Origin of the sequence: Pontibacter sp. SGAir0037 (assembly GCF_005491705.1) — a bacterium.
In the GTDB taxonomy this organism is placed as follows: domain Bacteria; phylum Bacteroidota; class Bacteroidia; order Cytophagales; family Hymenobacteraceae; genus Pontibacter.
This window is the reverse complement of record NZ_CP028092.1, coordinates 1,379,677-1,400,388: the sequence shown is the minus strand read 5'-3', so window position 1 is coordinate 1,400,388 and position 20,712 is coordinate 1,379,677. Positions and strand designations below refer to the sequence as shown.

Here is a 20,712-nt window from a genome sequence, read left to right as displayed (position 1 = left end):
TGGCCTCTGCTGACTTCTCCCTGTGTTCACGACAGAGGGAGACCTCCCCAGGTAAGAGCACATTCCTTCCTCCGATTCCTGCTGCATCTACACAAAGTCGCTTGTTGGTCAGGGGCTTTACAAAGATGTGCTTGCTTACCCACGACTCCCTGCCTCTTATGCAGTTTCTGTCCGTCAGTACCGGATTTTGCAGTCCCGCTTTCTTCACTGCACGCCTCACGACGAACCAGCTTGCGGCTTGCTAACAGGCTTCACCAACTCGCCTGTAAGGGACTTGCACCCTCTGGAATAATTTGATACCTTCAGTACCAGGTGCCCATACTGGGCGCACACACCACCTTTACGGTAGCTGCGCCACCGCAAAGCCAAATCCGTTGTATTCAAGCTTAAGTAATGGAAATATCTACAAGAAGTATAAAGGCAAATATCTTTGAGACTGCCCTTGCGTTCTTAGTTCTGCTTACCATTGTCTTCTCTGTCATTAATTTAATTGAAATAGATAATACAAATGCACATATAGGTAATCCATTCGCTGCTTATTATGCGAGCCCAACAATAAGAAGCATACAGTCTTTAAAATTTGTTTGCTATTGTTGTTTCTTGCTACTGTTTACAATTCTATGTTTTGACAAATACAAAAGGAACATAGCTGTTTTAACTAGCTACTTAACTTCAGCATTTGCAATTACAGCTTTGCAATGGTATGAACTATATTATGGTTCTACCTTCTATTATGGAGAAGTAAGAGATAAACAAGGATTAGGTTTTCCTATCCTCAGCTCCTTTATGGTGACTCTTATAATCTGGAAAATTAATTACTCAAAAAATAGAGATGTAGACTTAACAATAAAGCTTGTACTGACAGTAATTATCAACCTTAGTTTGTACCAGCTTTATGATCAAGTTTATGATTCATGGAAGTTGTGGCAGTCATAAATTAAAAATGCCTGCATACAACAAAGTATAGCAGGTTGCTTCGGCTTCGCCTCGCCCATCAGATGCTTGACACTCAATCACTTTGGGTATTGGCTTTCTTTTCATGACTCCGAAATAATTTCTCTGAAATTTGAAGAAGGAAAACCGACTGTTGAAATGAAGGTCTATGCTTTTGAAATGACTGACAAAGTTGTGAACTGTTACTTTAATCTGGTTAAATATTGCATCATCAACTTTGAGTTTGTGGGCTTGTAGAAAAGTGAGATGGATAGATTCAATCACCCAAATGCAGTAGACGGATTAAGTTTTGGGAAAGAAGGAAATAACTTATTTTGCGAAATCAACGCAGCTTACGGAGTTGATGGTTTGTTGACTTCCAAAAAAATACGAATGGTAAAATTAGAACCTGTAGAAAAATAACTATTCCCTAATATGGTGCAGCTTTAACCCTTGTTACGCTTCGGGCTTCTGCTGCACGAGTAACGTGTGTGTCTTGAACCGATTCTTTGGAAGAAGGAATCGGGTGCTGTACAAAAGATGGAGGACTCTTTAGGGTATTGGAAAGCTTGCGGAGGTCGAGTGAAATGACTGGCCGGTGCTACCATGAAGTCTATAGAGGGTAGGCCCTCCGCAGACGACTGTCAGGAGTAGTCTGCAAACCACCTTATGCTGCCGGGGGCGGAAACTCCCCTGGTGGTGAACGATAAGGAAAAACGGGAGCTATGACTCTCGAAGGTGCGCATTGTCGAGCTGAATAGAGTGAACCAGCGACTGAAGCCTCGTTACGTGCTGGAAGCGATGCTGAAAACGGGCAGTTACGTATGTGCCCGTGATTAAAGTGTGACAGACGCCCTGATTTCCGGTCACACAGCATCCGGGGTAAAGCTGGCAGGAAGGCAATGCAGGCTTTTGCATGGAACAAGAGAAGTCGCTCCCGTCCCGCTCACCTAAAAGGGAGCAGGCGTGTCGGGACGGCACGAGGGAGCGGCGGCGGACCAGGCCGTAGTAGTGAGGAAGCTACTGAAAGGTAGTGGAGCCAAGGGCCTGGCCTGTTCGTATTTCATCAGGAAGAAACAACCAGAGATGGGATGATCGATTACTATGAGATAAAGTCACAACCGATTACCAGAGTAATGGTCTGGCGGGCCTACCATAAGGTGAGAGCCAACAAAGGCAGTGCTGGCGTGGACCAGATGGGCTGGAAAGAACTGGAGCGGGACCTGCCCCGTCAGCTATACAAGCTGTGGAACCGGCTCAGCTCGGGCAGTTACTTTCCTCAGCCAGTCAAAGAAGTGGCCATCGTCAAGAAAGGCGGAGGAGAGCGTAAGCTTGGTATTCCGACCATTCTGGATCGTGTTGCGCAGGAAGTGGTCAGGGCGCACCTGGAGCGGGTGGTGGAGCCTTTGTTCCATGATAGCTCTTTCGGTTACCGCCCCGGCAGGAGCTGCCACCAGGCGGTGGAGAGGCTGAGCCAGCGGGTCCTGTGCCATGACTGGGCCATAGACCTGGACATACGAAACTTCTTTGACACGATTGACCATGACTTGCTGCTGCAGGCAGTGAAACACTACTGCCCCGACAGGTGGGTGCTGCTCTACCTCGGGCGCTGGCTCAAAGCGGGCATCGTTCAGAGGGACGGCACGTATCTGGACCGTCTGACGGGTACACCCCAGGGAGGCGTCATCAGTCCGCTGCTGGCCAATGTGTTTTTGCACGTTGCCTTTGACAAGTGGATGGAGAAGCATCACCCTGAGAAGTCTTTTGAGCGCTACGCGGATGACATCGTGGTGCACTGCAAGTCAGAGAAGCAGGCGCAGTATGTGCTTGCCGCCATCCGCAGACGTTTAGAAGCTTGTAAGCTACAGCTGCATCCGGCCAAGACCAGAATAGTAAACCTGCGGGGAGAGTCTGCAAAGAAGTATCCTCGCAGTCTGGACTTTCTGGGCTTCAGCCTGCGCCCCATATGGTGCAGGACGAGTAAAGGGCCGCGTCTGCTGATAACCACCGCTATGAGCAAGAAGTCGAGGAGCAGTGTGCTGGGCAAGTTCAACCGTATGCGAATACACCGGTGGCGCAAACCACTGGAGCAAGTAGCCTCGGAGCTGAGGCCAGTCATACAGGGAGTAATCAACTACTACTGTAAATTCTGGCCCTACCATACCCATTCTGTATGGCATCAGCTCAACTGTCGCCTGCTAAAATGGGCGAAGTGGGAGAAGGGCATGTATAAGAAGGAAGCCTTAAGATGGTTTAGAGCAAGGTATAAAGAGAAGCCTAATCTTTTCCCGCACTGGAAATTGGTACGTCCATAATGTTGATTACATTAGTGATGAGAACAGGAAGAGCCGTATGACGGGAGACTGTCACGTACGGTTCTGTGAGAACCCAAGGGTGAAACTCCCTTGGGTGACTCGCCTATATGCCATAAATGAATAGAAGAATCAGGAAATATATTATATCAACTGTCATCCTTGCGACAGCACTTTTAGGTTGTAAAGAAGGAACTTCTAAATCCAATGTAGAAAAAGCAATAGCTGACGTGACGAATAATTTTCCGCAATTACCGAAGGGAAATTTAAGTCAAACAGATTTTTACAGGCTGGTAAGGACTGTATCAATAGGAGAGAAAAGGATTCATTTACAACTTAGGGCAACACCTGACTCAATAAATGACCAACAGCAAATTATAATTCTTATAAATCCCATTGGTGAAGCTTATGCTATTCCTTTTTTCTCAAACACTTATCGAGACTACTGGGGCTTTGAGTTTGAAACACCAATTCAATCAGTTGAAAGGACAGGATCAACATTTAAAAAAGAGTTTATTACAGCATTAGATAACCTTAGACTTAATGACACTTTAGGTACAGGTCGGCAAATTTTCTATGAAATGCTTCAGTCATTGTTACAAATAGAGAAAGTGTCAGAAAATGATAGTTCTCTTTTTGAAGTTATATTTATTACAGGTAAGAAGTATGACTATAATTTACCTGTAGAAACCATAGATAGTTGTCTTGCAAGGAAGAGCAGGAACTTGAAAGCAATCATGAAGTCAATCCATCCAGCTGAGCACTATTATAACTATAATGCCTATTGGGACGCTGAGAACAAAAGGATTTATCAGATAACTAATCAGGGTAAAAACAGGTGGGGAAAGTTTGAATTAGAAATGAAAACGTATAGGCAAGATTGTATAATACACCCAATCGACCTTTGATTAACCGAAAATAGCCTATACAACCTTTCAAGCTCTGTTTTTAGGATGTCTGGTATTCAGAAGCCTTCTGTTCTTATAAATGAAAATGGAGGAATTTTAACTTCCTTAAATAAACAGATGCCACTCCCTATGCACGCATCAGCTTTCAGGGATTAGGTTCTATATGTCGCGCATCTTTTTCCTGAAACTCTAACCACACCGGCCACAGACTTGCTTTGGAGCTTCGGTATATCTTAAGTAAATTGCCTGCCGAACCTACCGTCTCACTTTAACTTGTATCATGCAGTTAATTGAAGTAACCACACCAAAACTTGCGCAGGAATTTCTGCTTGTGCAGGTAAGGCTATATAAGAACGATCCCAAATACATCAGGCCACTAGATAAAGATGTAAATGATGTCTTTGATCCTAAAAGAAACCGCCTGCTACGGAATAGCGAAGCAATCAGGTGGATTCTCAGGAATGATACAGGTGAGACGATAGGCCGTGTGGCAGCCTTCATCAATAAAAAAACGGCCAATTCATTTGCGCAACCTACGGGCGGAATCGGCTTCTTCGACTGCATCAACAGCCAGGAAGCAGCCAATAAATTGTTCGATGCCTGCCGCAATTGGCTACAGGAAAGAGGCATGGAGGCCATGGACGGTCCTATCAACTTCGGGGACCGGGATAAATGGTGGGGTTTACTGGCCGATGGCTTTTATCCGCCTACCTATACCATGAACTACAACTACCCTTACTACATCCAGTTGTTCGAAAATTATGGTTTTCAGGTATTCTTTAAGCAATATGTGTACTACCGCAAAGTAAGAGACAGCCTTACACCAGAATACTTCGAGAAGTCGCAGCGGATACTAAATGATCCTAATTACTCTTTCAGGCACATGGATCTGAAGCAGATGAAAATGTATGCCGAGCACTTTCGCACAGTTTACAACAAAGGCTGGGTAAAGCACGAAGGTGTAAAGGAAATGAGCGAGGCACAGGCCATGAGCGTGATGAAGACCCTGAAGCCTGTTTTAGATGAAAAGATTGTCTGGTTTGCCTATTACAACAATGAACCAGTAGGCTTCTTTATTTCCATACCGGAACTTAACCAGCTCTTTAAATACGTTAACGGGAAACTGAACTGGTGGGGAAAACTTAAATTTGCCTACCACAGGTGGAGAGGCGCCTGTAAGGCCATGTATGGGCTGGTGTTTGGCATTGTACCAGAGCACCAAGGCAAGGGGGTAGAAGCCGCCATGGTCGTTTCGGCCGCTAAAGTAGTGCAGGATAGCAACCGGGTACCTTACGAAGAATTACAGATGAACTGGATCGGCGACTTTAACCCGAAAATGATGAAAGTTGCGGAGCAGGTGGGAGGAAGGATTTACAAGACCTACCATACATACCGTTTCCTGTTCGACCGAACTAAAGAGTTTAAGCGCATGACCATCATTCGCTAAGCATTTCAGGCAAGTCCAGGTCTGGCCTGAAAACAGGCTTGTTCAGATCTTCTAAGCTCCAGCCATCGTTCAGGAGCATAGATTTTAGTATTTTGCGTCTTTTGTCTAGTTGCGCCAGCCTTTCCTGCAACGGAGTTAAGGTAGGAATACCACTCTTGCGCAATTCATCAACGGGTAGAGGCGCAGAAATTTCTTCGGCAGGATCTAAGAAGGTATTGGTGAGAGTGTCCAGAAAGGAGGAGATGGCTTTCCGGGCTGGCACCAGGTATTGTGGCTGGGGGTGAAGGTGTTCCGGTATATAAATCAACATTATAGATAAGGCTTCGTCCAACTCGGCCAGGTTTGGCAATAAAGCTGTTAACTTCTCACTGTTATGAAAGTAGTGCAACACCGGGTACGACAGCTGCAACTGTCCCTGTCTAGCAATATCAGCGGTTATCTGGCTAAGTGGCAGCTCCAGCATCCTGAAATTTCCGTTTTTCCAGTGGTTTAGCAGGATGCTTTGAGCACTCGAGCCAAGCGACGCTATCAGAATACTCAACGTTCTGCGTTCTGTAATGGCCGATAACACCGGAACCATATAGGTAACCGCAATCGTGATCAGGATCAGGCCGGAGAAAGAGATAATAGCAGAATAAATTTTCCAGCCGCCAGTGGATGCTACAAAATCGCCGTTCCCCATGGTAGAGAGGATATAGCCCGTGTAGTAAATAACTTCTTTATAAGTGGCAGCTTCGCTTGTCACGCTGTTTACAACAGCGCCCGGATAAGAGGCAAAAACCAATGCATTGCCTATCCAGACAAACAATACCCAGTTTATAAGTACACCACATACAATGCAGATTCCGGCAGCGTTCAAAAAATTCCTGTTATGCAATTTCTGACTCACTTTAAAGAATATTCCCCAGATAAAAGTTGTTATTTTACCACTTAATGGTCCAGCGCCATGAGGTGAAAATGTTGTGTAAAGCAAATCGTAAACAGCAAGCGACATTATGAATACGCCTGCAACAAATAAGAACAAATTCATCTGGAGCTTTAAATTGAAAATTGTTGGTTTTGGTGTATATACCCCTTATGCGTTAATTGAGTTTACAAAAGCCTAAGAAGGAGATTGTTCTGATGGCGCAGCAAGACAGGCAAGCGTAATATGGATTCACTTACACAGATTGTTTTAGGAGCCTCGGTAGGAGAGGCCGTTTGCGGGAGAAGGTTAGGAAACAAGGCTACGTTGTGGGGTGCCATAGCAGGCACTATTCCTGACCTGGATGTATTGTTCAACCCCTGGCTGGACATGGTGGAGCAGCTCAGTTTTCATCGCTCTCTTACCCATTCATTCTTATTTGCAGTTCTCGTATCGCCCGCGCTGGGTTGGCTGCTGCATCGCCTGTACAGGCACACTGCAGCTACTTTTTTCGATTGGACCTGGCTCTTTTTTCTGGGTTTTACCACACATGCTCTGCTGGATAGCTTTACCACCTGGGGAACTCAGCTGTTCTGGCCATTCAGTACATACGGCGTGGCTTTTTATAATATTTTTGTAGTTGACCCTTTCTATACGGTTCCGTTTTTAGCCTTTGTTCTGGCAGCAGCCTTCCATAACCGTCACTCCCAAAAAAGAAGAAGACTAAATACACTGGGCTTGCTCATCAGCTCGGCCTATCTCATCTTTTCTTTTGTGGCTCAGGCAAAAGCAAATAAGGTGTTCGAAAAGAATTTGCAGCAGCAGCATATCATGTATACCTCTTATATTAGCAAACCCACACCTCTTAATACCTTCTTTTGGGCAGTAACGGCCAAGACTGAACATGGCTATTACACCGGATTCTACTCCTTGTTCGATCGCGAGGAAGAAATTTCATTCCATTACGAGCCCCGGCAGCAGCACCTGCTCCAGGCTTACAGAGGCGATGAGAAACTGGAAAGGCTGCTGGAAATTACCAAAGGCTATTATGCCGTTTCAGAAGCTGAAAAAGGCATACACATCAGCGACCTACGCTTTGGGCAGTTCGATGGATGGCGCAAAAGCGGAGGGCGCTATGTCTTTGTTTATCATGTATGGCAGAATGATGTGGGAAAGCTGCAGTTCGAGGAAATTAACTATAGGCCGAAACCAGATCAGGCATATCTGAAGGCCTACCTGAACAGAATCTTTGGAAAATAAAACACAAGAATAACAAACGCTGCTTTTGCAGGTTTAGAACTGCAAAAGCAGCGTTTGTTATTCTTGTTCAGGAATGGTGAAAGGGGCACTTCGCAGCGGCGGAGGCAACAGGAGAGAAGTCACCTGTTTTCTTTACCTTTGTTATAATAAAACCACTCTTTGGGAAGGTTGGCAGGCGCTGCAAACTAAAACTCAGATCCTGCTCCGGCACCTCATACTCCATGCAACGTGTTAGCATGTTTACTGCCAGCTTCATGGCTTCAATGGTAATACGTTCGCCCGGACAGCGGTGGCCGAGGGCATGGTCGCCTCCGCCCTGAGGTATAAAATCATAGCGGCTGCCATCCCATGCTTTGAATCTTTCAGGATTAAACTGCTCTGGATTGTCCCACACCTGCCCGTCATGCAACAGGCCATACACATCCAGCAATACCAGTCTTCCTTTTTTAAACTGATGCCCGTTCCATTTAAAATTTGTACGAGCCCGTGCACCCAGAAAAGGAGCAAAAGGGTATAAGCGGCGTACCTCCTGAACAAACATTTCTGTATAAGCGTCACTCCCGTGCAGCAATTTCATACGCTCATCCGGATGTTTATGTAAGGCCAGTGCCGCAAAAGAAATATAGGCAGCAATGGCTATGATAGGTCTTGTGGCATTAATGAGTTCAATGGCCGCCTTTCGCGTGCTAAACTGCTTCCCGTCTAAATCCCGGTAATGCGCTATTTCATAAGCGGCAGTACCGGGCGTAGCTGCTAATGTTCCCTTGCGGATGTTGCGAATGATATCGCCAATCCAGTTTTCAATCCTGTTCCGGGCACTTCTCCCGCGCCAATGCCTTGGCCCCACTGCTCCGAAAGCATCCACCATAGCCCAGTTGTCTAAGGCTTTCTTCCTGACCTCTGTTGGTTCTAAGGGTACACCCGCCCAGGCATAGGCTGTCAGGCACATAATTTCCAGTGCATCTTCGAATAAAACAGTAGAAGTGGTTTTTTCCCATTTACCCAAGTAAGCTTTCCAGAACCTCGCCATATGATCCAGCAATTGCTGAATATTTTTTTCGGGCAGCATCAACGACAGAAATACGCCTTTCAAATGCCGGTGTGGTGCATCATCCATGGTATGAATGGCATTTTCACCCATCAGCGTTTTCTGAATTCTTTCCGGAACAGCACCATTTCTTATAAATTTCTCCTGGTCATAAAAAATGCGGGTGGCTTCTTTTCCATGAATGCAAGTAGTTTTAAAACCTAACAAATCTATCTGGAATATGGGAGAATGATTTCGCTCTGTTCCTCTCTGTATAAAAGGATAGCCGTCTCTTAAAAAGGCCTTAGCACTCTTTAAGGCATTTTCTGAAGGAGTTTGTGCCATAGTTAGTGATTATTGTAGTTGGGGTGCTACAAATGAAATACAAATTGTTATACCTATTATTATAAAGTATATCTATAAACCTACGGGATAGGTTAAGTTGGGTTCTGAATTTCGAACCAGTCACTCTTCCACCTGAAAGCCAAGTCTTGCTACCAAACTTTATTTTTTTAAAGCAGATTAAGCATTGCAATAACGTAATTGTGGTAAAATATTTGCTTATGCTATATAGATAGAGTATATGTTTTACTCGGCACAACCTGCATATATAAAAGCTAAGACTATGAAATTAACTGTTACTTTTCTATTGTTTCTGTCCCTTTTCACCTTTAGCAGCAGCTACGCACAGGAGCAGGTGGAAGAGGAAGAACGCAGGCCTGTCGGTTCTGTTTACATCGGAGCCGTTTATATGCAACCGGTAGGCGCTTTTCGTTCCACATACCCGAACGGAGACGCAATAGGTGGCACATTTGGCTTGCTTGTAAATCCGCTGAAAAGAGCAACAGCGCTCGAAGTAGGAGCACAGGTGAGCTATTTGAGCCAGGGAATCCACAAAGTTGAAACGAACAATACTGCTTATCACGACGTCCTGAAAACTGCGCACAGCATTATCCCGATTCACCTGGTTGCCCGTTTAAAGTCCCAGACTACTTCTTTGGTTAAGCCCTACCTAGACGGGCTGGCAGGTATAAGCATTTTTAACACCAGAACGAAGATAAAAGAAGATCTACTCGATTTTATGCAGGATGGCCACCAGCCGGTTATACTCAACAAGCACAACTCCACCGGTATCAGTTATGGGCTTGGCGCCGGCTTACTATTTCACACAGGTAAATCGAAAGAGACAATGGCAGATATTCGCCTTGTATATCTTTACAGCCCGATTGAGAAGTATGTGCAAAGAGGGCATGTAACTGTATTACAGGATGGTTTTCCGGCTTATAGCTTTTCCTTGTCAGAGACCAGTATGTTTATGCTACAGCTGAATTTAGTAGGAATTTTAACGAATTAACCTTTAATAATATTTCTGTAGCTACCGCTTCTAAAGGCCTGATAGTTTCTGCTGCGACTTATAATCCAGAATCATGCCTTCGCAGATCCAGTTTGCCAGTGCCTGCCTGTTATTGGGTATCACAAATCGCCGCTGATCTTTATCGTTTCGGATATTCCCTAATTCAATGAAAACGGCCGGTGGATGGCTATACTTAATTACATACAGGCTGCTTCTGTGCGAAACGTTTCCAAAGTAATCGCGGTTAGGCTGGTAACGCTTATAGTTGGAAGTAAAGATCTGGTGTATGCTATTGGCCAGGTTTAGGCCCAGCGGACTGTTTTCGTGGTGATAGAAGAAAACATCGATGTTCTGGCTTTTACTGCGGCTGTCTACATGAATAGCCAGCATGCGCTGGTAAGCACCTTTGTGTTTGGCATGCAGGGCGTTTACGGCATTGGTTCTGCCCCGCAGGCGCTCCTTCTGGCTGAGCGGAATCTTTACGTTCGGATAATGTACCTCATCCGCATCCATTTCCAGTATCGGCTCATCCCGGATACCATCGTCCGGATCCTGCACAATCATATATACAATAGCACCATGCTCCATTAGTTTACGGGCTAATCGTATGGTTACATCATAGGCATACTCATCTTCAGCCAGCAAATTTGCACCGTATTTACCAACGGCACCTGGATCTGGCCCGCCATGCCCTGCCGATAAATAATATACAGCCCCCTGTAACTGGCGATCCAGCACATCTACCCGGGCATATTTTTTTCCGAATAAAGGCACATATAGCACAGCAGGGGAGGCTTTGGCCACAGTACTGTTTTTTACAGAAGCTGCGTCACCTGAACTTTCTCCTGAAGAAGACTTAGGCAGCATGTATTTCCTGCCGGCATACAGGCTATTGCCTTTGCCCAGGTTTTCCTTGTTAAGTTTCAGAAATGCATTCAGGTCTGAGGGCGCCAATCCGTGTCTTCTCAATAAAGTATAAATGCCATCGCCTTCTTTGGCAACAACTTCTAAATGGCCGGATTGACAAAAGGCAGGTAAGCAATTGAATGTAAGTAAGCTAAAAAGTATTATAAGAAAGCGCAAAGCAGTATAATTTAAAAGAAAAAACTTTGTAGGCGATACTACTAAAAAAATCCCATTTATAAAAGGCATGGGGTAATTCAGGTGTAGTTATGACTTCGAAAGCAGGTACGGACACAGGTAAATATTTGATGAGAATACTTATAAAAAAATCAAAATAATTACTCAGTGGCTAAAGAAAAATCTGTGTTAAATACTTATATTACAAAAACAAAATATGAAGGCTGCGTTAATGCCATCAAATTAAAATAAAGTATAGTGGAGACAGAACGGGCATGAAAAGGTGGTAATATGGATGTACTGGAAAGAAATAATGTTAGAGTTTTTGGCAGAGGCGAGCAACCTATGCTATTTGCGCATGGCTTTGGCTGCGATCAGAAAATGTGGCGGTTTATCACCCCTGCCTTTCTGGATAGATATAAAATAATTTTATTCGACCATGTTGGTTCAGGCAATTCGGCTAAGTCGGCGTATCATAAAGAAAAATACGATTCCCTGAAGGGCTACGCCACCGATATACTGGATATTTGCCAGGAGCTTGCCCTGGAAAACGTTGTTTTTGTCGGGCATTCGGTTGGTGCTATGATGGGAATATTAAGTGCGATACAGGAACCTGCTGTTTTTAAAGATCTGATCCTGGTAGGGCCATCTCCCTGCTATATCAACGATGAAGACTATACAGGAGGATTTACGCGCTCCGATGTAGAGGCGATGCTCGGTTTTATGGAAAAGGATTATGAAGGCTGGGCAGAGACCTTTGCTTCCTTTATCATGGGAAATCCGGGGCATCCGTCGCTAAGCGAAGAACTGGCTAACAGCTTTTGCAATACGAACCCGGAAATCGCCAGGCACTTTGCCGAAGTTTCTTTTTTATCAGATAACAGGGCAGACCTGGTAAAAGTGCAGCCTCCTTCTCTTATCCTGCAGTGCTTTAACGACATGATCGCACCCGATGAGGTAGGAGAGTATATGCACCAGAACCTGAAGAATTCAACACTGGTAAAGATGAAAGCAACCGGCCATTGCCCTAATCTCAGTGCCCCTCTTGAAACGATTGCCGCCATAGACCGGTACTTGAGAAATTAATTGCTGATGCGCATTCCTAACCATATGCCCGGTGCCAGCGGAAACCAAGCGATGTTTTGGCACCCAGCTAATTAAATAGAAGTGTTAACACTGCATAAGCTTTATGATACCTGAAAAAACGGCATCGGGGTTTCCTGTAGCTACTCGTGTACGTATGGATAAAAAACTAACTGTATGTAAAATGGAAAAGAAAAAGCTTGGATTGCAGGGACTTGAAGTTTCTGCACTCGGCCTTGGCTGCATGGGCATGTCGGATTTCTACAGCAACCGCGACGACGCTGAATCAGTTGCCACCATACACAGAGCATTGGAACTAGGTGTAAACTTTCTGGATACTGCTGATATGTATGGTGTAGGTGCCAACGAAGAACTGGTGGGCAAGGCTATCCGCGACAGAAGAGACCAGGTACTAGTGGCTACTAAATTCGGTAACGTAAGAGCCGAAGACGGCAGTTTTCTGGGCATCAACGGCAAACCGGAATATGTAAAGAAAGCCTGCGAAGCCAGCCTGAAACGCTTAGGCATAGACTACATCGACCTGTACTACCAGCACCGCGTGGATAAAGAAACACCGATAGAAGAAACAGTAGGGGCAATGGCCGAACTCGTTAAGGAAGGCAAAGTTCGTTACCTGGGGCTATCCGAGGCATCAGCTGCAACAATCAGAAAGGCAAACGCTGTTCATCCTATAACCGCCTTGCAAACTGAATACTCGCTCTGGAGCCGCGATGTTGAGGATGAAATATTACCTGCATGCAGAGAACTTGGAATAGGGTTTGTTCCCTACAGCCCATTAGGCAGGGGCTTTCTCACCGGACAGATCAAGCACTTCGATGATCTGGCCGAAGATGATTACAGAAGGCAGTCCCCACGCTTTCAGGGAGACAATTTTCAGAAGAACATTGATCTGGTAAAGAAGATTGAGGAACTGGCCTCACAGAAAGGTTGTCAGCCTTCTCAGCTGGCTTTGGCCTGGTTACTGGCACAAGGAGACGACATTGTGCCTATACCTGGAACAAAACGCAGAAAGTACTTAGAAGAAAACGTTGGAGCGCTGGATGTTTCGCTAAGCGAGGATGAGTTGCAGCAGATTGATGCCATGGCACCCAAGGGCGTGGCAGCCGGCGATCGTTACGCCAAACCGCAAATGGGCAACCTGAATGTATAAGTATAAAATAATTTTATAAACGGCAGATACAGGCTACTGTCAGAAGTCCCGGCACTATCCGATAGTGCCGGGACTTCTGACTTACGATGAGGCAGTAGCTTCTGCTTTAAACCAGATTGGGTTTTGCATCTCGGTTTCGGTAATAATGCGGCTCAGGTCTGTGAGAATACTTCCCATATCGCGAAGCGTCTCCAGGGAAGAAATGTTTTTCAAGTTCCTCAGGCTTAATGCTTGTTCTTCACGCGCAACCCTGATCTTATACCGGAGTTCTGCCAGGCGTGCTTCAGACGAATCGATGATGCTCTCGCCAAACGCAACAATACAATCGGCTGTAGCCTCCATAGTAAGTTTAAGCTGTTCTTTATCGGCAGCCTCCATTTGAAAAAAAGCATTGAGCTGTAAATCTACCAGGCCTCTGCGTATTCCCCTTATCTGGATGGTTATGCTTTCAAGTTTACTCACGTGCACAGCCAGTCGACTGAGCCTGGTGCGCTTATGTGTTAGCAGGGGGTTGTATTTCAGGCTTTGCTCCGCCAGTTCCAGCGCCTTTCGGCATGTCTTGCTTTCACTGATCAGGGCATCTACTTCTGATCTGCCCGTTTTACGCACTTTTCCGTCATTATCCATTAGCACGCACAGGCTTATGAGCGTTACAGCCGAAAGGTTGCTGTACTTCAGAATCTCAGTCTCTACATCAGGCACCGCATTTTGAGGCACTATCAAGGCATTTATAAGTACTGCCATGGCCGAACCAAGCATCGTTTCAATTACTCTTTCATAAGCATACTCTCCCTGCCCCTGTCCAAAAGCAAGCACCAGGAGAGAGCTAATCGCTACCTGAGAGATAATTTGAGGGTTCATGCGCAACGCTTTTGCGATGGCCATGCCCACCAGTATGACAAAGAAAATGGAGACAGCGCCTACCTTGAACCACAGACCAAAGAGCATACTGATTAGCACTCCGCCCACTATACCGATGATACGCTGTGTGGCTTTATCTACAGAGTCAGCCACAGTAACCTGCACAGTAATAATAGCGGCTACAGCAGCGAAGAAAGGATACTCCGCATGAAGCAGTGTAGCGGCAATAAGCCAGGAGAGAGCCGCTGCAAAAGCTGTTTTCACAATTTGCAGGGTAAGCCCCATCCTGTTTAATATGTCTACTGCTTTCTTCAAGATAATGTGATCTACAGCACTTTCTGTTTAAATTAATTATAACAAACTCCGCTTACCTGGATTTTTTTCCTGCCATCATAATCCGGCAGTATATTTACAGCAAAGTTACAGGAAGGCGCAGCAAGTGCAAAATAACCCTTCTGAAACCTATACCTCATACACCCGATCCATCTCTGCTACTGTCACTTTCAGACTCTTATGCATTTCTTCGATCTTTCCTTTCAATACATTTGCTGAAGCTGGTTCACCGTGGTTCAGAAAAACCTGCTTTGGGCTTTCTTTTAAAGGCTTTAACCACCAAAGCAGATCAGCCTGGTCGCCGTGAGCAGACAGAGAGCCAATCTGGGTTACTTCTGCTTTCACTTCATAGGCATCACCGTCTATCCTGATAGAAGGTGCACCGCTGCTGAGTTGGTGGCCCCTCGTACCTTCCGACTGGTGCCCGACCAGCAGTACAGTGTTCTTTTCATCTCCGACCAACTGCTTCAGGTAATACAGGATGCGGCCTCCGGTTACCATCCCGCTTCCTGCTATAATGATTTTCTGCTTCGGCCCGTCCGCATCCAGTACCTGGAGCGTTTCTTCAAAGCTGCTGACCACGTGCACATTTTGTGTCAGGTTATCGCATTCAGTGTCCGTCAGGTTGTGCCACTGCCTGTACTTCTGAAATATCTGCGTCACATTCTTACCCATGGGCGAATCCAGGTAAATGGGTAAGGGTGGTATACTCTTTTCCTCCATCAGGTTGTTGAGGAGCATAATGATTTCCTGTGCCCGCTCTACCGCAAAACTGGGGATGATAAGCGAGCCGCCTTTTTCAAATGTCTGGTTCACCACATCCTGTATGGCCTGGTATGGCGAAATGCTGCTGTCGTGCAGTTTATCGCCATAAGTAGATTCCATTATAATATAGTCGGCGCTATTAAAGCGATGGGGAGCATCCAGGATCAGGGGCATCTGCTGCCCGACATCCCCGGAGAAAATGAATGTTCTGTTCTGGCACTGCAACTCAATAGATGCCGAACCTAAAATGTGGCCGCTTTTCTGAAACCGGAGCTTTACATCCTCCTTTACCTGAACCCATTCGTTCTCCTGGCAGTTCTGGAACAGCTCCATCGTCAGGTCAACGTGCTTAGAACGGTACAATGGTTTTACTGGCTTTTTGCCTTTCTGTTCCCGCCTCCGATTCTTCTCCCTGGTGTCTTCCTCCTGAATACTGGCGCTGTCATGCAGAATTGTTTCAGTAATATCGCAGGTAGGAGCGGTGGCATAGATAGGCCCCCGGAAGCCTTTCTTAACAAGTACAGGTAAATAACCGCAATGGTCGAGGTGGCCGTGGGTGATGATAATGGCATCCAATTCAGCCGGTTGAAAGGGCAGATGCTTTACTTTATTGAGCTTGCGCTCCGACTTGTTTCCCTGGAACAAGCCACAGTCTATTAAAATCTTATAGTTTACAGTTTGAAGTAAGGTTTTAGAACCTGTTACAACACCGGCAGCTCCTAAAAAGCGGAGCTGCACCTTTTCCTTCTCATTTGTCATATAGCGTATTTAGGCATGCCACAAACATGCGTCTGCTGGTTTGTGTGGAGACTAATACGTGCTATCCTTGTTCCGGGTCTGATCTTTCACCGCTTTGGCTGCAAAACATTACCGCGCACATATTCCCCGGTAAGGGCAGTACTGGCAAACGTCCAGGTCGTGGGTTTTATGGATTGGCTCCTCCGGATCAAGCATTCTCCTGACAACGCCTGCAAGCAGATCTTCCGAGGCCTTTACAAAATCCTTCGGCGTAGCGCCATCTGCTTCTACAAAATTATATTCAGAAGAAAGTACGCCTGCATCCAGGTTTCGGAACGAAAGTATACCTGATTTGGGCGCTATGGCTCCAGGGGCTACATGCTGGCCATTGCGCAGTATGCTGTGCGGGTCCTGCTGCAGGGTGCGCTGCAGAATGTACTGGTAAAGCCACAACTGGCGGGCTTTATCATACTTCGGATCAGTAGTGAAATGCAGCTCCACTTCCTCCGGCTTTATCACCAGCTGGTTGCGCTCTACTTTACCTGTTTTATAGTCTATCACCCGCAGCGCATGTCCCGTCAGGTCGATACGGTCGGCTTTACCTGCTACACGCACCATAATTTCCTCGTCGCCTACCTGTACCGGAAGTGTGGCCGATAAAGTATCTTCGAGGCGCAGGATATAAAGCGGCAGCTCTGAAGAATCTTTCAGGTGAAGCAGGTATTTCTCCAGCACCTGTATAGCCACTTTGTAGAGCAGGTAATTCATACCACGGTCCGGAGTGGCGCCACGCGTAGCCGCAACAAACTCCTGCCTGACTTTAACAGGAAGCTGCTGCAGCATTTGCGCCACATCCTGAACCTGAATAGATTTACCGCTTGCCTCAAACGGGCGGAAAAAATCTTCCAGCACCTGGTGAACCAGCGTACCGAATTTATCTGTACCCAGCTGTTCCTCCACCTCATCCATCTCTTTTATTTTAGCAATGCGGCTGAAATAGTATTGCAAGGAACAGTTGATGTACATGTTCAGGTGAGAAGGGTAAAGCCCTTTTTGCAGCTCCTTTTTAAGCTGTTCCAGTGTTTGTGCATCTTTTTCTATGCGGATGTCTTCGTCATATTTTTTCGACTGTTTCTGGTCTACGGCAGCGACCAGATCTCTGAACCTGATGCGCCTGTTGCGCAGGGCCAGGTCGTTTTGCAGTTGCAGAATAAAGCGGCTTTTCTCACCGGAACCATAGGTATCAGAAGGTAAGACATACAGCAGGTTTACACGCTTGGCACGCTGCAGCAGGCGGTAAAAATTATAAGCCATCGCACCTTCCGTTTCAGCATAAGTAGGCAGCCCGAATTCCCGCAGCACATCATAAGGCATCAGCGACTCATGCCGCTTCGGAGCAGGCAGGGTATTTTCGTTAACCGACAGAATGATGACGTTTTCGAAATCCAGGGCACGTGTTTCGAGCATACCCATGATCTGCACATCCGAAATAGGCTCTCCGCTAAAAGGAAGCCGGGTAGAGGCAATCAGCTCGTACAGGAATTTTCGGAAACTACGGACCCCGATCTTATGCTCCCGGCAATCGAAAATGGTGTCGAGCCTTTTTACCAGCGTATAGAAAATGTAGAGGTATTCTGTTTCAATGGTATTCGGCTGGTGGCTGTATACCTCGCGCAGCATCTCAATGAGCTGGTACATAGCCGCAATAATATCGTCACAGTCGCGCCAGGTTTTAAAAAGCGTTTCAAACAGCGGTTGATGCTGCCCCATTTCCAGCAGATCCTGGGCTGTAAGCAGCACCTTGTTATCGGCTACAATTTTATCGGTTACTTTCTGAATAAAGCCATGATACTGCTGCTGCTCCGGCTGCTCATTCAGGTATAGCTCATACCTCCTGATAAAAGGGTGGGAGAGCAGCTTGGTTACAGAAAGGTGATGGTACTGATATACTTTAAAGCCTGTATCCTGCAACTGCGTTACTCCCGTCAGGTGCACTTCGAACAACAGATCGATCAGGTTAAACAAAGGAGTTCCCTTAAAGCTCAAACCCATAGTGACGTTGTAGTTAGGCACTTCATCGGGGATGGAGTGCAGCACCGGCAGCAGCAGGGTTTCATCGGGCATGATAACAGCTACCTGTGCGTGCTTGTCTTTGCTGCGGATTTCCTGCAGCAACTGCCCCACCAGTTTGCCCTGCATACTGGCGTTGGCCACACCAATGGCATTTATTTCTTTTTCATCTGTCAGCAACAGATTTTGCTGCCAGCGCCACTCCGGCAGATTCCAGGTGCTCTTGTACTTCCGCAGGAAGCTGCCCGCCCGGTTCGACATACCTTCCTCCATATAGAAGTCGTCTGAGTCGAAGAGCACTTCAGCTTTCTCGTGCTTCAGCAGTGCCTTTATAATTACTTCTTCTGACCTGGTAAGCGCATTAAGACCGATAAAGATAAACTGGTGGCAGGTAGTTTCTTTGGCAATAGCATGAATGTTCTCCGCCACCTTCCGGAAGGCAAGTCCTGTATAGGCCTGCTTGTTTTTGTGCAGGCGCTTCTTCAGGTTCTGGTACGTTTTTTCAATGTTCTCCCATAAACTGAAGTACTTCTTAATAGTAGGCGAGATTTCTTTTCCCAGAAACTTAGGGTCCCAGCGTTCCAAAGCCTTTGCTTCAGACAAATAATCGAAAAGCTTGCCTGTATCCACCAGGTTCTGGTCGATGCGGCTGAAATCTTCCAGCAGGGTGCCGCCCCAGGTTACAAACTGATCAAAGTCCAGCAAAGGATCCTGTTCCTGCATCAGGTCAAACAGCTCCAGTTGCAGGTTAATCGGTTCCAGCACATCAATTTTCGCCAGGCGGCAGATAAAGTCTTCCATACCCGACACTTCCGGTGACCAGATCGGATCGGGTGCAGCTTGTGCCAGTGCATTTTTAAAGAAAAAACTGGCCCTGCGCGAAGGTAGAATAATGCACAGGTCACTGATTTGCTCTTTATACTTTTCGTAAACGTACTTAGCCGTTAGCTCCAGGAAAGTTTGCACAAAGGGTAATCATTTTTAAAATAAACAAAGCTAAGAGAGGGTACTGGTATTCCCGTTTGCATCGAGTGGCAGGAAAGGGTTGTACGCAATTTCCCACAGGTTTTCGTCAGGGTCTGCCACATAGCTGCTGTACCCACCCCAGAACACTTTTTCCGGACGCTTTAAAACAGTAGCGCCTTTCTCTTCAAGTGCGGCTACCAGCTCGTCTACTTCCTGCTCCGACCTTACGTTATGTGCCAGCGAAAACCGCCTGAAGCCTTTTCCATCAGCCGGCACTCCGGCATCATCTGCCAGCGACTCCTGCGGAAACAAGGCCAACTGCATGCCGTTAAGCTGAAAGAAAACGATTCCATCTGAGCTGCCCTCAGCTGGTTGCCAGCCAAAAACTTTCATATAAAAATCTTTTGAACGCTGCAAGTTTCTCACACCAAGCGTTATAAGGGTTATTCGCTGTTCCATTTGTGACGAAGGCTTTTGTTTTGTTTTATACTTCTGAGATGGAGCCGGAGCCACCTTCTCAGAAAGAACTCCTAAAGATACTTTAATCTGCTCAGAAGCCCTTCACCCGTCGCCAGGAAATAATAAAGCTATCGTTGAAAAACCTTTGGGAAAGGGTAGCACAACTATATAAAAGCTAGGCCGCAGCAGGTCTGAAAAATAGTATAATTTTCATGTTTTTTTGCTGATAGATTCCAGCTAATGTACAAGAACTTACTTTGCAGCAAGCGTATAAAAACCATCAGAATTTTCTACAGATCATGATAAAGCATAAGCAGTGATTCCTATCAAGATTCATACCCAGCCAGACGACTCAACCTGCGGGCCCACCAGCCTGCATGCTGTTTACCGGTATTTTAAAGACAACATTTCCCTAAGCGATGTTATAAAAGAAGTACCGTCTCTTGATGAGGGTGGTACGCTGGAAGTGCTGCTGGCCTGCCACGCGCTGCAAAGAGGCTATCATGCCAGGATTTATACCTATAACCTGCACATTTTCGACCCGACCTGGTTTACGCTGGATAACGATGGCATTATTGCAAAACTTGAAGCACAGTTACAGGTAAAGAGCGGAAGCAAGTTTCTTCGCGCCACCCGTGCCTATATTGATTTCCTGCACCTGGGCGGGGAGCTCAAATGCACCGATCTGACGAAAGGCTTATTAAAGGATTATTTCGAAAGACAGATTCCGCTACTCACCGGCCTGAGCGCTACCTATCTGTATCAGAGTGCCCGTGAGTTTGGCAACGAACAGGGAGATTCTGTGTACGATGATGTAAGAGGTTATCCGATGGGCCATTTTGTGGTTTTGTGTGGTTTCGCCGACGACCAGAAGCGGATTGTTGTCGCTGATCCATACCAGGAAAACCCTTATTTTAAAAACAATTACTATGAAGTAAGCGCTTCGCGCCTGCTCAATTCTATCATGCTGGGCATGGCCACCTACGATGCCAATTTACTGGCCATAACGCCTGGCAGCAACAAAACCAACATAGATTAAAA

At 46.2% G+C, this 20,712-nt stretch carries 18 protein-coding genes; 10 read left to right on the top strand and 8 right to left on the bottom strand.

The genetic code is table 11. From position 1 onward, the window contains the following. Positions 1-216: 216 nt before the first annotated feature. A complete protein-coding gene (locus C1N53_RS22480; RefSeq protein ID WP_168193975.1) occupies positions 217-384 on the bottom strand; it encodes a hypothetical protein in 168 nt (55 codons plus the stop codon). Positions 385-393: 9 nt separating this feature from the next. Here C1N53_RS22480 and C1N53_RS05800 point away from each other — a divergent pair, with 9 nt between their 5' ends. The 5 genes from C1N53_RS05800 to C1N53_RS05785 all read left to right on the top strand — a co-directional run bounded on the left by C1N53_RS05800 (position 394) and on the right by C1N53_RS05785 (position 5,600). Further along, positions 394-936, top strand: coding sequence for a hypothetical protein (locus C1N53_RS05800; protein ID WP_137758412.1), 543 nt, complete (start codon positions 394-396; stop codon positions 934-936). A 264-nt stretch (positions 937-1,200) separates the two neighbouring features. After that, on the top strand, positions 1,201-1,356 hold the full coding sequence (locus C1N53_RS22470; RefSeq protein WP_168193973.1) for a hypothetical protein: 156 nt from the start codon (positions 1,201-1,203) through the stop codon (positions 1,354-1,356). Positions 1,357-2,024: 668 nt separating this feature from the next. Further along, positions 2,025-3,248, top strand: coding sequence for a group II intron reverse transcriptase/maturase (gene ltrA / locus C1N53_RS05795; RefSeq protein ID WP_137758411.1), 1,224 nt, complete (start codon positions 2,025-2,027; stop codon positions 3,246-3,248). Between the two features lie 116 nt (positions 3,249-3,364). Further along, positions 3,365-4,153 carry a hypothetical protein gene (locus C1N53_RS05790; RefSeq protein WP_137758410.1) on the top strand — a complete coding sequence of 263 codons (789 nt, stop codon included), beginning with the start codon at positions 3,365-3,367 and terminating at the stop codon, positions 4,151-4,153. Between the two features lie 280 nt (positions 4,154-4,433). Continuing rightward, complete coding sequence (locus C1N53_RS05785; protein ID WP_137758409.1) at positions 4,434-5,600, top strand: hypothetical protein; 1,167 nt, start codon at positions 4,434-4,436, stop codon at positions 5,598-5,600. On the opposite strand, the gene C1N53_RS05780 is transcribed toward C1N53_RS05785, so the two are convergent. Continuing rightward, positions 5,590-6,630 carry a potassium channel family protein gene (locus C1N53_RS05780; protein WP_137758408.1) on the bottom strand — a complete coding sequence of 347 codons (1,041 nt, stop codon included), beginning with the start codon at positions 6,628-6,630 and terminating at the stop codon, positions 5,590-5,592. The genes C1N53_RS05785 and C1N53_RS05780 overlap by 11 nt on opposite strands. 120 nt (positions 6,631-6,750) lie before the next feature. Between C1N53_RS05780 and C1N53_RS05775 the strand changes: the two genes are divergently transcribed. Further along, on the top strand, positions 6,751-7,764 hold the full coding sequence (locus C1N53_RS05775) for a metal-dependent hydrolase (RefSeq protein WP_137758407.1): 1,014 nt from the start codon (positions 6,751-6,753) through the stop codon (positions 7,762-7,764). A 67-nt stretch (positions 7,765-7,831) separates the two neighbouring features. Here the strand turns inward: C1N53_RS05775 and C1N53_RS05770 are convergent, their stop codons facing one another. Continuing rightward, positions 7,832-9,136 (bottom strand): cytochrome P450, encoded by a 1,305-nt coding sequence (locus C1N53_RS05770; protein ID WP_137758406.1) that lies wholly within the window; start codon positions 9,134-9,136, stop codon positions 7,832-7,834. Between the two features lie 280 nt (positions 9,137-9,416). Between C1N53_RS05770 and C1N53_RS05765 the strand changes: the two genes are divergently transcribed. After that, positions 9,417-10,145: a hypothetical protein gene (locus C1N53_RS05765; RefSeq protein WP_137758405.1), complete on the top strand. Its 729-nt coding sequence runs from the start codon at positions 9,417-9,419 to the stop codon at positions 10,143-10,145. A gap of 30 nt (positions 10,146-10,175) precedes the next feature. Here the strand turns inward: C1N53_RS05765 and C1N53_RS05760 are convergent, their stop codons facing one another. Then, on the bottom strand, positions 10,176-11,099 hold the full coding sequence (locus C1N53_RS05760; RefSeq protein WP_371415957.1) for an N-acetylmuramoyl-L-alanine amidase: 924 nt from the start codon (positions 11,097-11,099) through the stop codon (positions 10,176-10,178). A gap of 417 nt (positions 11,100-11,516) precedes the next feature. Here C1N53_RS05760 and C1N53_RS05755 point away from each other — a divergent pair, with 417 nt between their 5' ends. Together C1N53_RS05755 and C1N53_RS05750 are read left to right on the top strand one after the other, a co-directional pair. Beyond that, positions 11,517-12,311 carry an alpha/beta fold hydrolase gene (locus C1N53_RS05755; RefSeq protein WP_137758403.1) on the top strand — a complete coding sequence of 265 codons (795 nt, stop codon included), beginning with the start codon at positions 11,517-11,519 and terminating at the stop codon, positions 12,309-12,311. A gap of 103 nt (positions 12,312-12,414) precedes the next feature. After that, positions 12,415-13,479 (top strand): aldo/keto reductase, encoded by a 1,065-nt coding sequence (locus C1N53_RS05750; protein WP_371415956.1) that lies wholly within the window; start codon positions 12,415-12,417, stop codon positions 13,477-13,479. An 81-nt stretch (positions 13,480-13,560) separates the two neighbouring features. Here C1N53_RS05750 and C1N53_RS05745 read toward each other — a convergent pair whose 3' ends face one another. The 4 genes from C1N53_RS05745 to C1N53_RS05730 all read right to left on the bottom strand — a co-directional run bounded on the left by C1N53_RS05745 (position 13,561) and on the right by C1N53_RS05730 (position 19,671). Further along, complete coding sequence (locus tag C1N53_RS05745; protein ID WP_137758402.1) at positions 13,561-14,655, bottom strand: aromatic acid exporter family protein; 1,095 nt, start codon at positions 14,653-14,655, stop codon at positions 13,561-13,563. Between the two features lie 147 nt (positions 14,656-14,802). Then, the gene (locus C1N53_RS05740; protein WP_137758401.1) at positions 14,803-16,197 is read right to left on the bottom strand and encodes an MBL fold metallo-hydrolase RNA specificity domain-containing protein; all 1,395 of its coding nucleotides are present in this window, start codon (positions 16,195-16,197) and stop codon (positions 14,803-14,805) included. 108 nt (positions 16,198-16,305) lie between these two features. Continuing rightward, a complete protein-coding gene (locus C1N53_RS05735) occupies positions 16,306-19,212 on the bottom strand; it encodes a PD-(D/E)XK nuclease family protein (protein WP_137758400.1) in 2,907 nt (968 codons plus the stop codon). Positions 19,213-19,242: 30 nt separating this feature from the next. Beyond that, positions 19,243-19,671, bottom strand: coding sequence for a VOC family protein (locus C1N53_RS05730; RefSeq protein ID WP_137758399.1), 429 nt, complete (start codon positions 19,669-19,671; stop codon positions 19,243-19,245). A gap of 316 nt (positions 19,672-19,987) precedes the next feature. On the opposite strand from C1N53_RS05730, the gene C1N53_RS05725 reads away from it, so the two are divergent. Beyond that, a complete protein-coding gene (locus C1N53_RS05725) occupies positions 19,988-20,710 on the top strand; it encodes a peptidase-C39 like family protein (RefSeq protein WP_137758398.1) in 723 nt (240 codons plus the stop codon). The last annotated feature ends 2 nt before the right edge of the window (positions 20,711-20,712 follow it).

Bases quoted from the DNA above. Each gene is read 5' to 3' on its own strand.
- C1N53_RS05800 (WP_137758412.1), top strand. From the start codon at position 394: ATGGAAATATCTACAAGAAGTATAAAGGCAAATATCTTTGAGACTGCC.
- C1N53_RS22470 (WP_168193973.1), top strand. From the start codon at position 1,201: ATGGATAGATTCAATCACCCAAATGCAGTAGACGGATTAAGTTTTGGG.
- ltrA (WP_137758411.1), top strand. From the start codon at position 2,025: ATGATCGATTACTATGAGATAAAGTCACAACCGATTACCAGAGTAATG.
- C1N53_RS05790 (WP_137758410.1), top strand. From the start codon at position 3,365: ATGAATAGAAGAATCAGGAAATATATTATATCAACTGTCATCCTTGCG.
- C1N53_RS05785 (WP_137758409.1), top strand. From the start codon at position 4,434: ATGCAGTTAATTGAAGTAACCACACCAAAACTTGCGCAGGAATTTCTG.
- C1N53_RS05780 (WP_137758408.1), bottom strand. From the start codon at position 6,630: ATGAATTTGTTCTTATTTGTTGCAGGCGTATTCATAATGTCGCTTGCT.
- C1N53_RS05775 (WP_137758407.1), top strand. From the start codon at position 6,751: ATGGATTCACTTACACAGATTGTTTTAGGAGCCTCGGTAGGAGAGGCC.
- C1N53_RS05770 (WP_137758406.1), bottom strand. From the start codon at position 9,136: ATGGCACAAACTCCTTCAGAAAATGCCTTAAAGAGTGCTAAGGCCTTT.
- C1N53_RS05765 (WP_137758405.1), top strand. From the start codon at position 9,417: ATGAAATTAACTGTTACTTTTCTATTGTTTCTGTCCCTTTTCACCTTT.
- C1N53_RS05755 (WP_137758403.1), top strand. From the start codon at position 11,517: ATGGATGTACTGGAAAGAAATAATGTTAGAGTTTTTGGCAGAGGCGAG.
- C1N53_RS05750 (WP_371415956.1), top strand. From the start codon at position 12,415: ATGATACCTGAAAAAACGGCATCGGGGTTTCCTGTAGCTACTCGTGTA.
- C1N53_RS05740 (WP_137758401.1), bottom strand. From the start codon at position 16,197: ATGACAAATGAGAAGGAAAAGGTGCAGCTCCGCTTTTTAGGAGCTGCC.
- C1N53_RS05730 (WP_137758399.1), bottom strand. From the start codon at position 19,671: ATGGAACAGCGAATAACCCTTATAACGCTTGGTGTGAGAAACTTGCAG.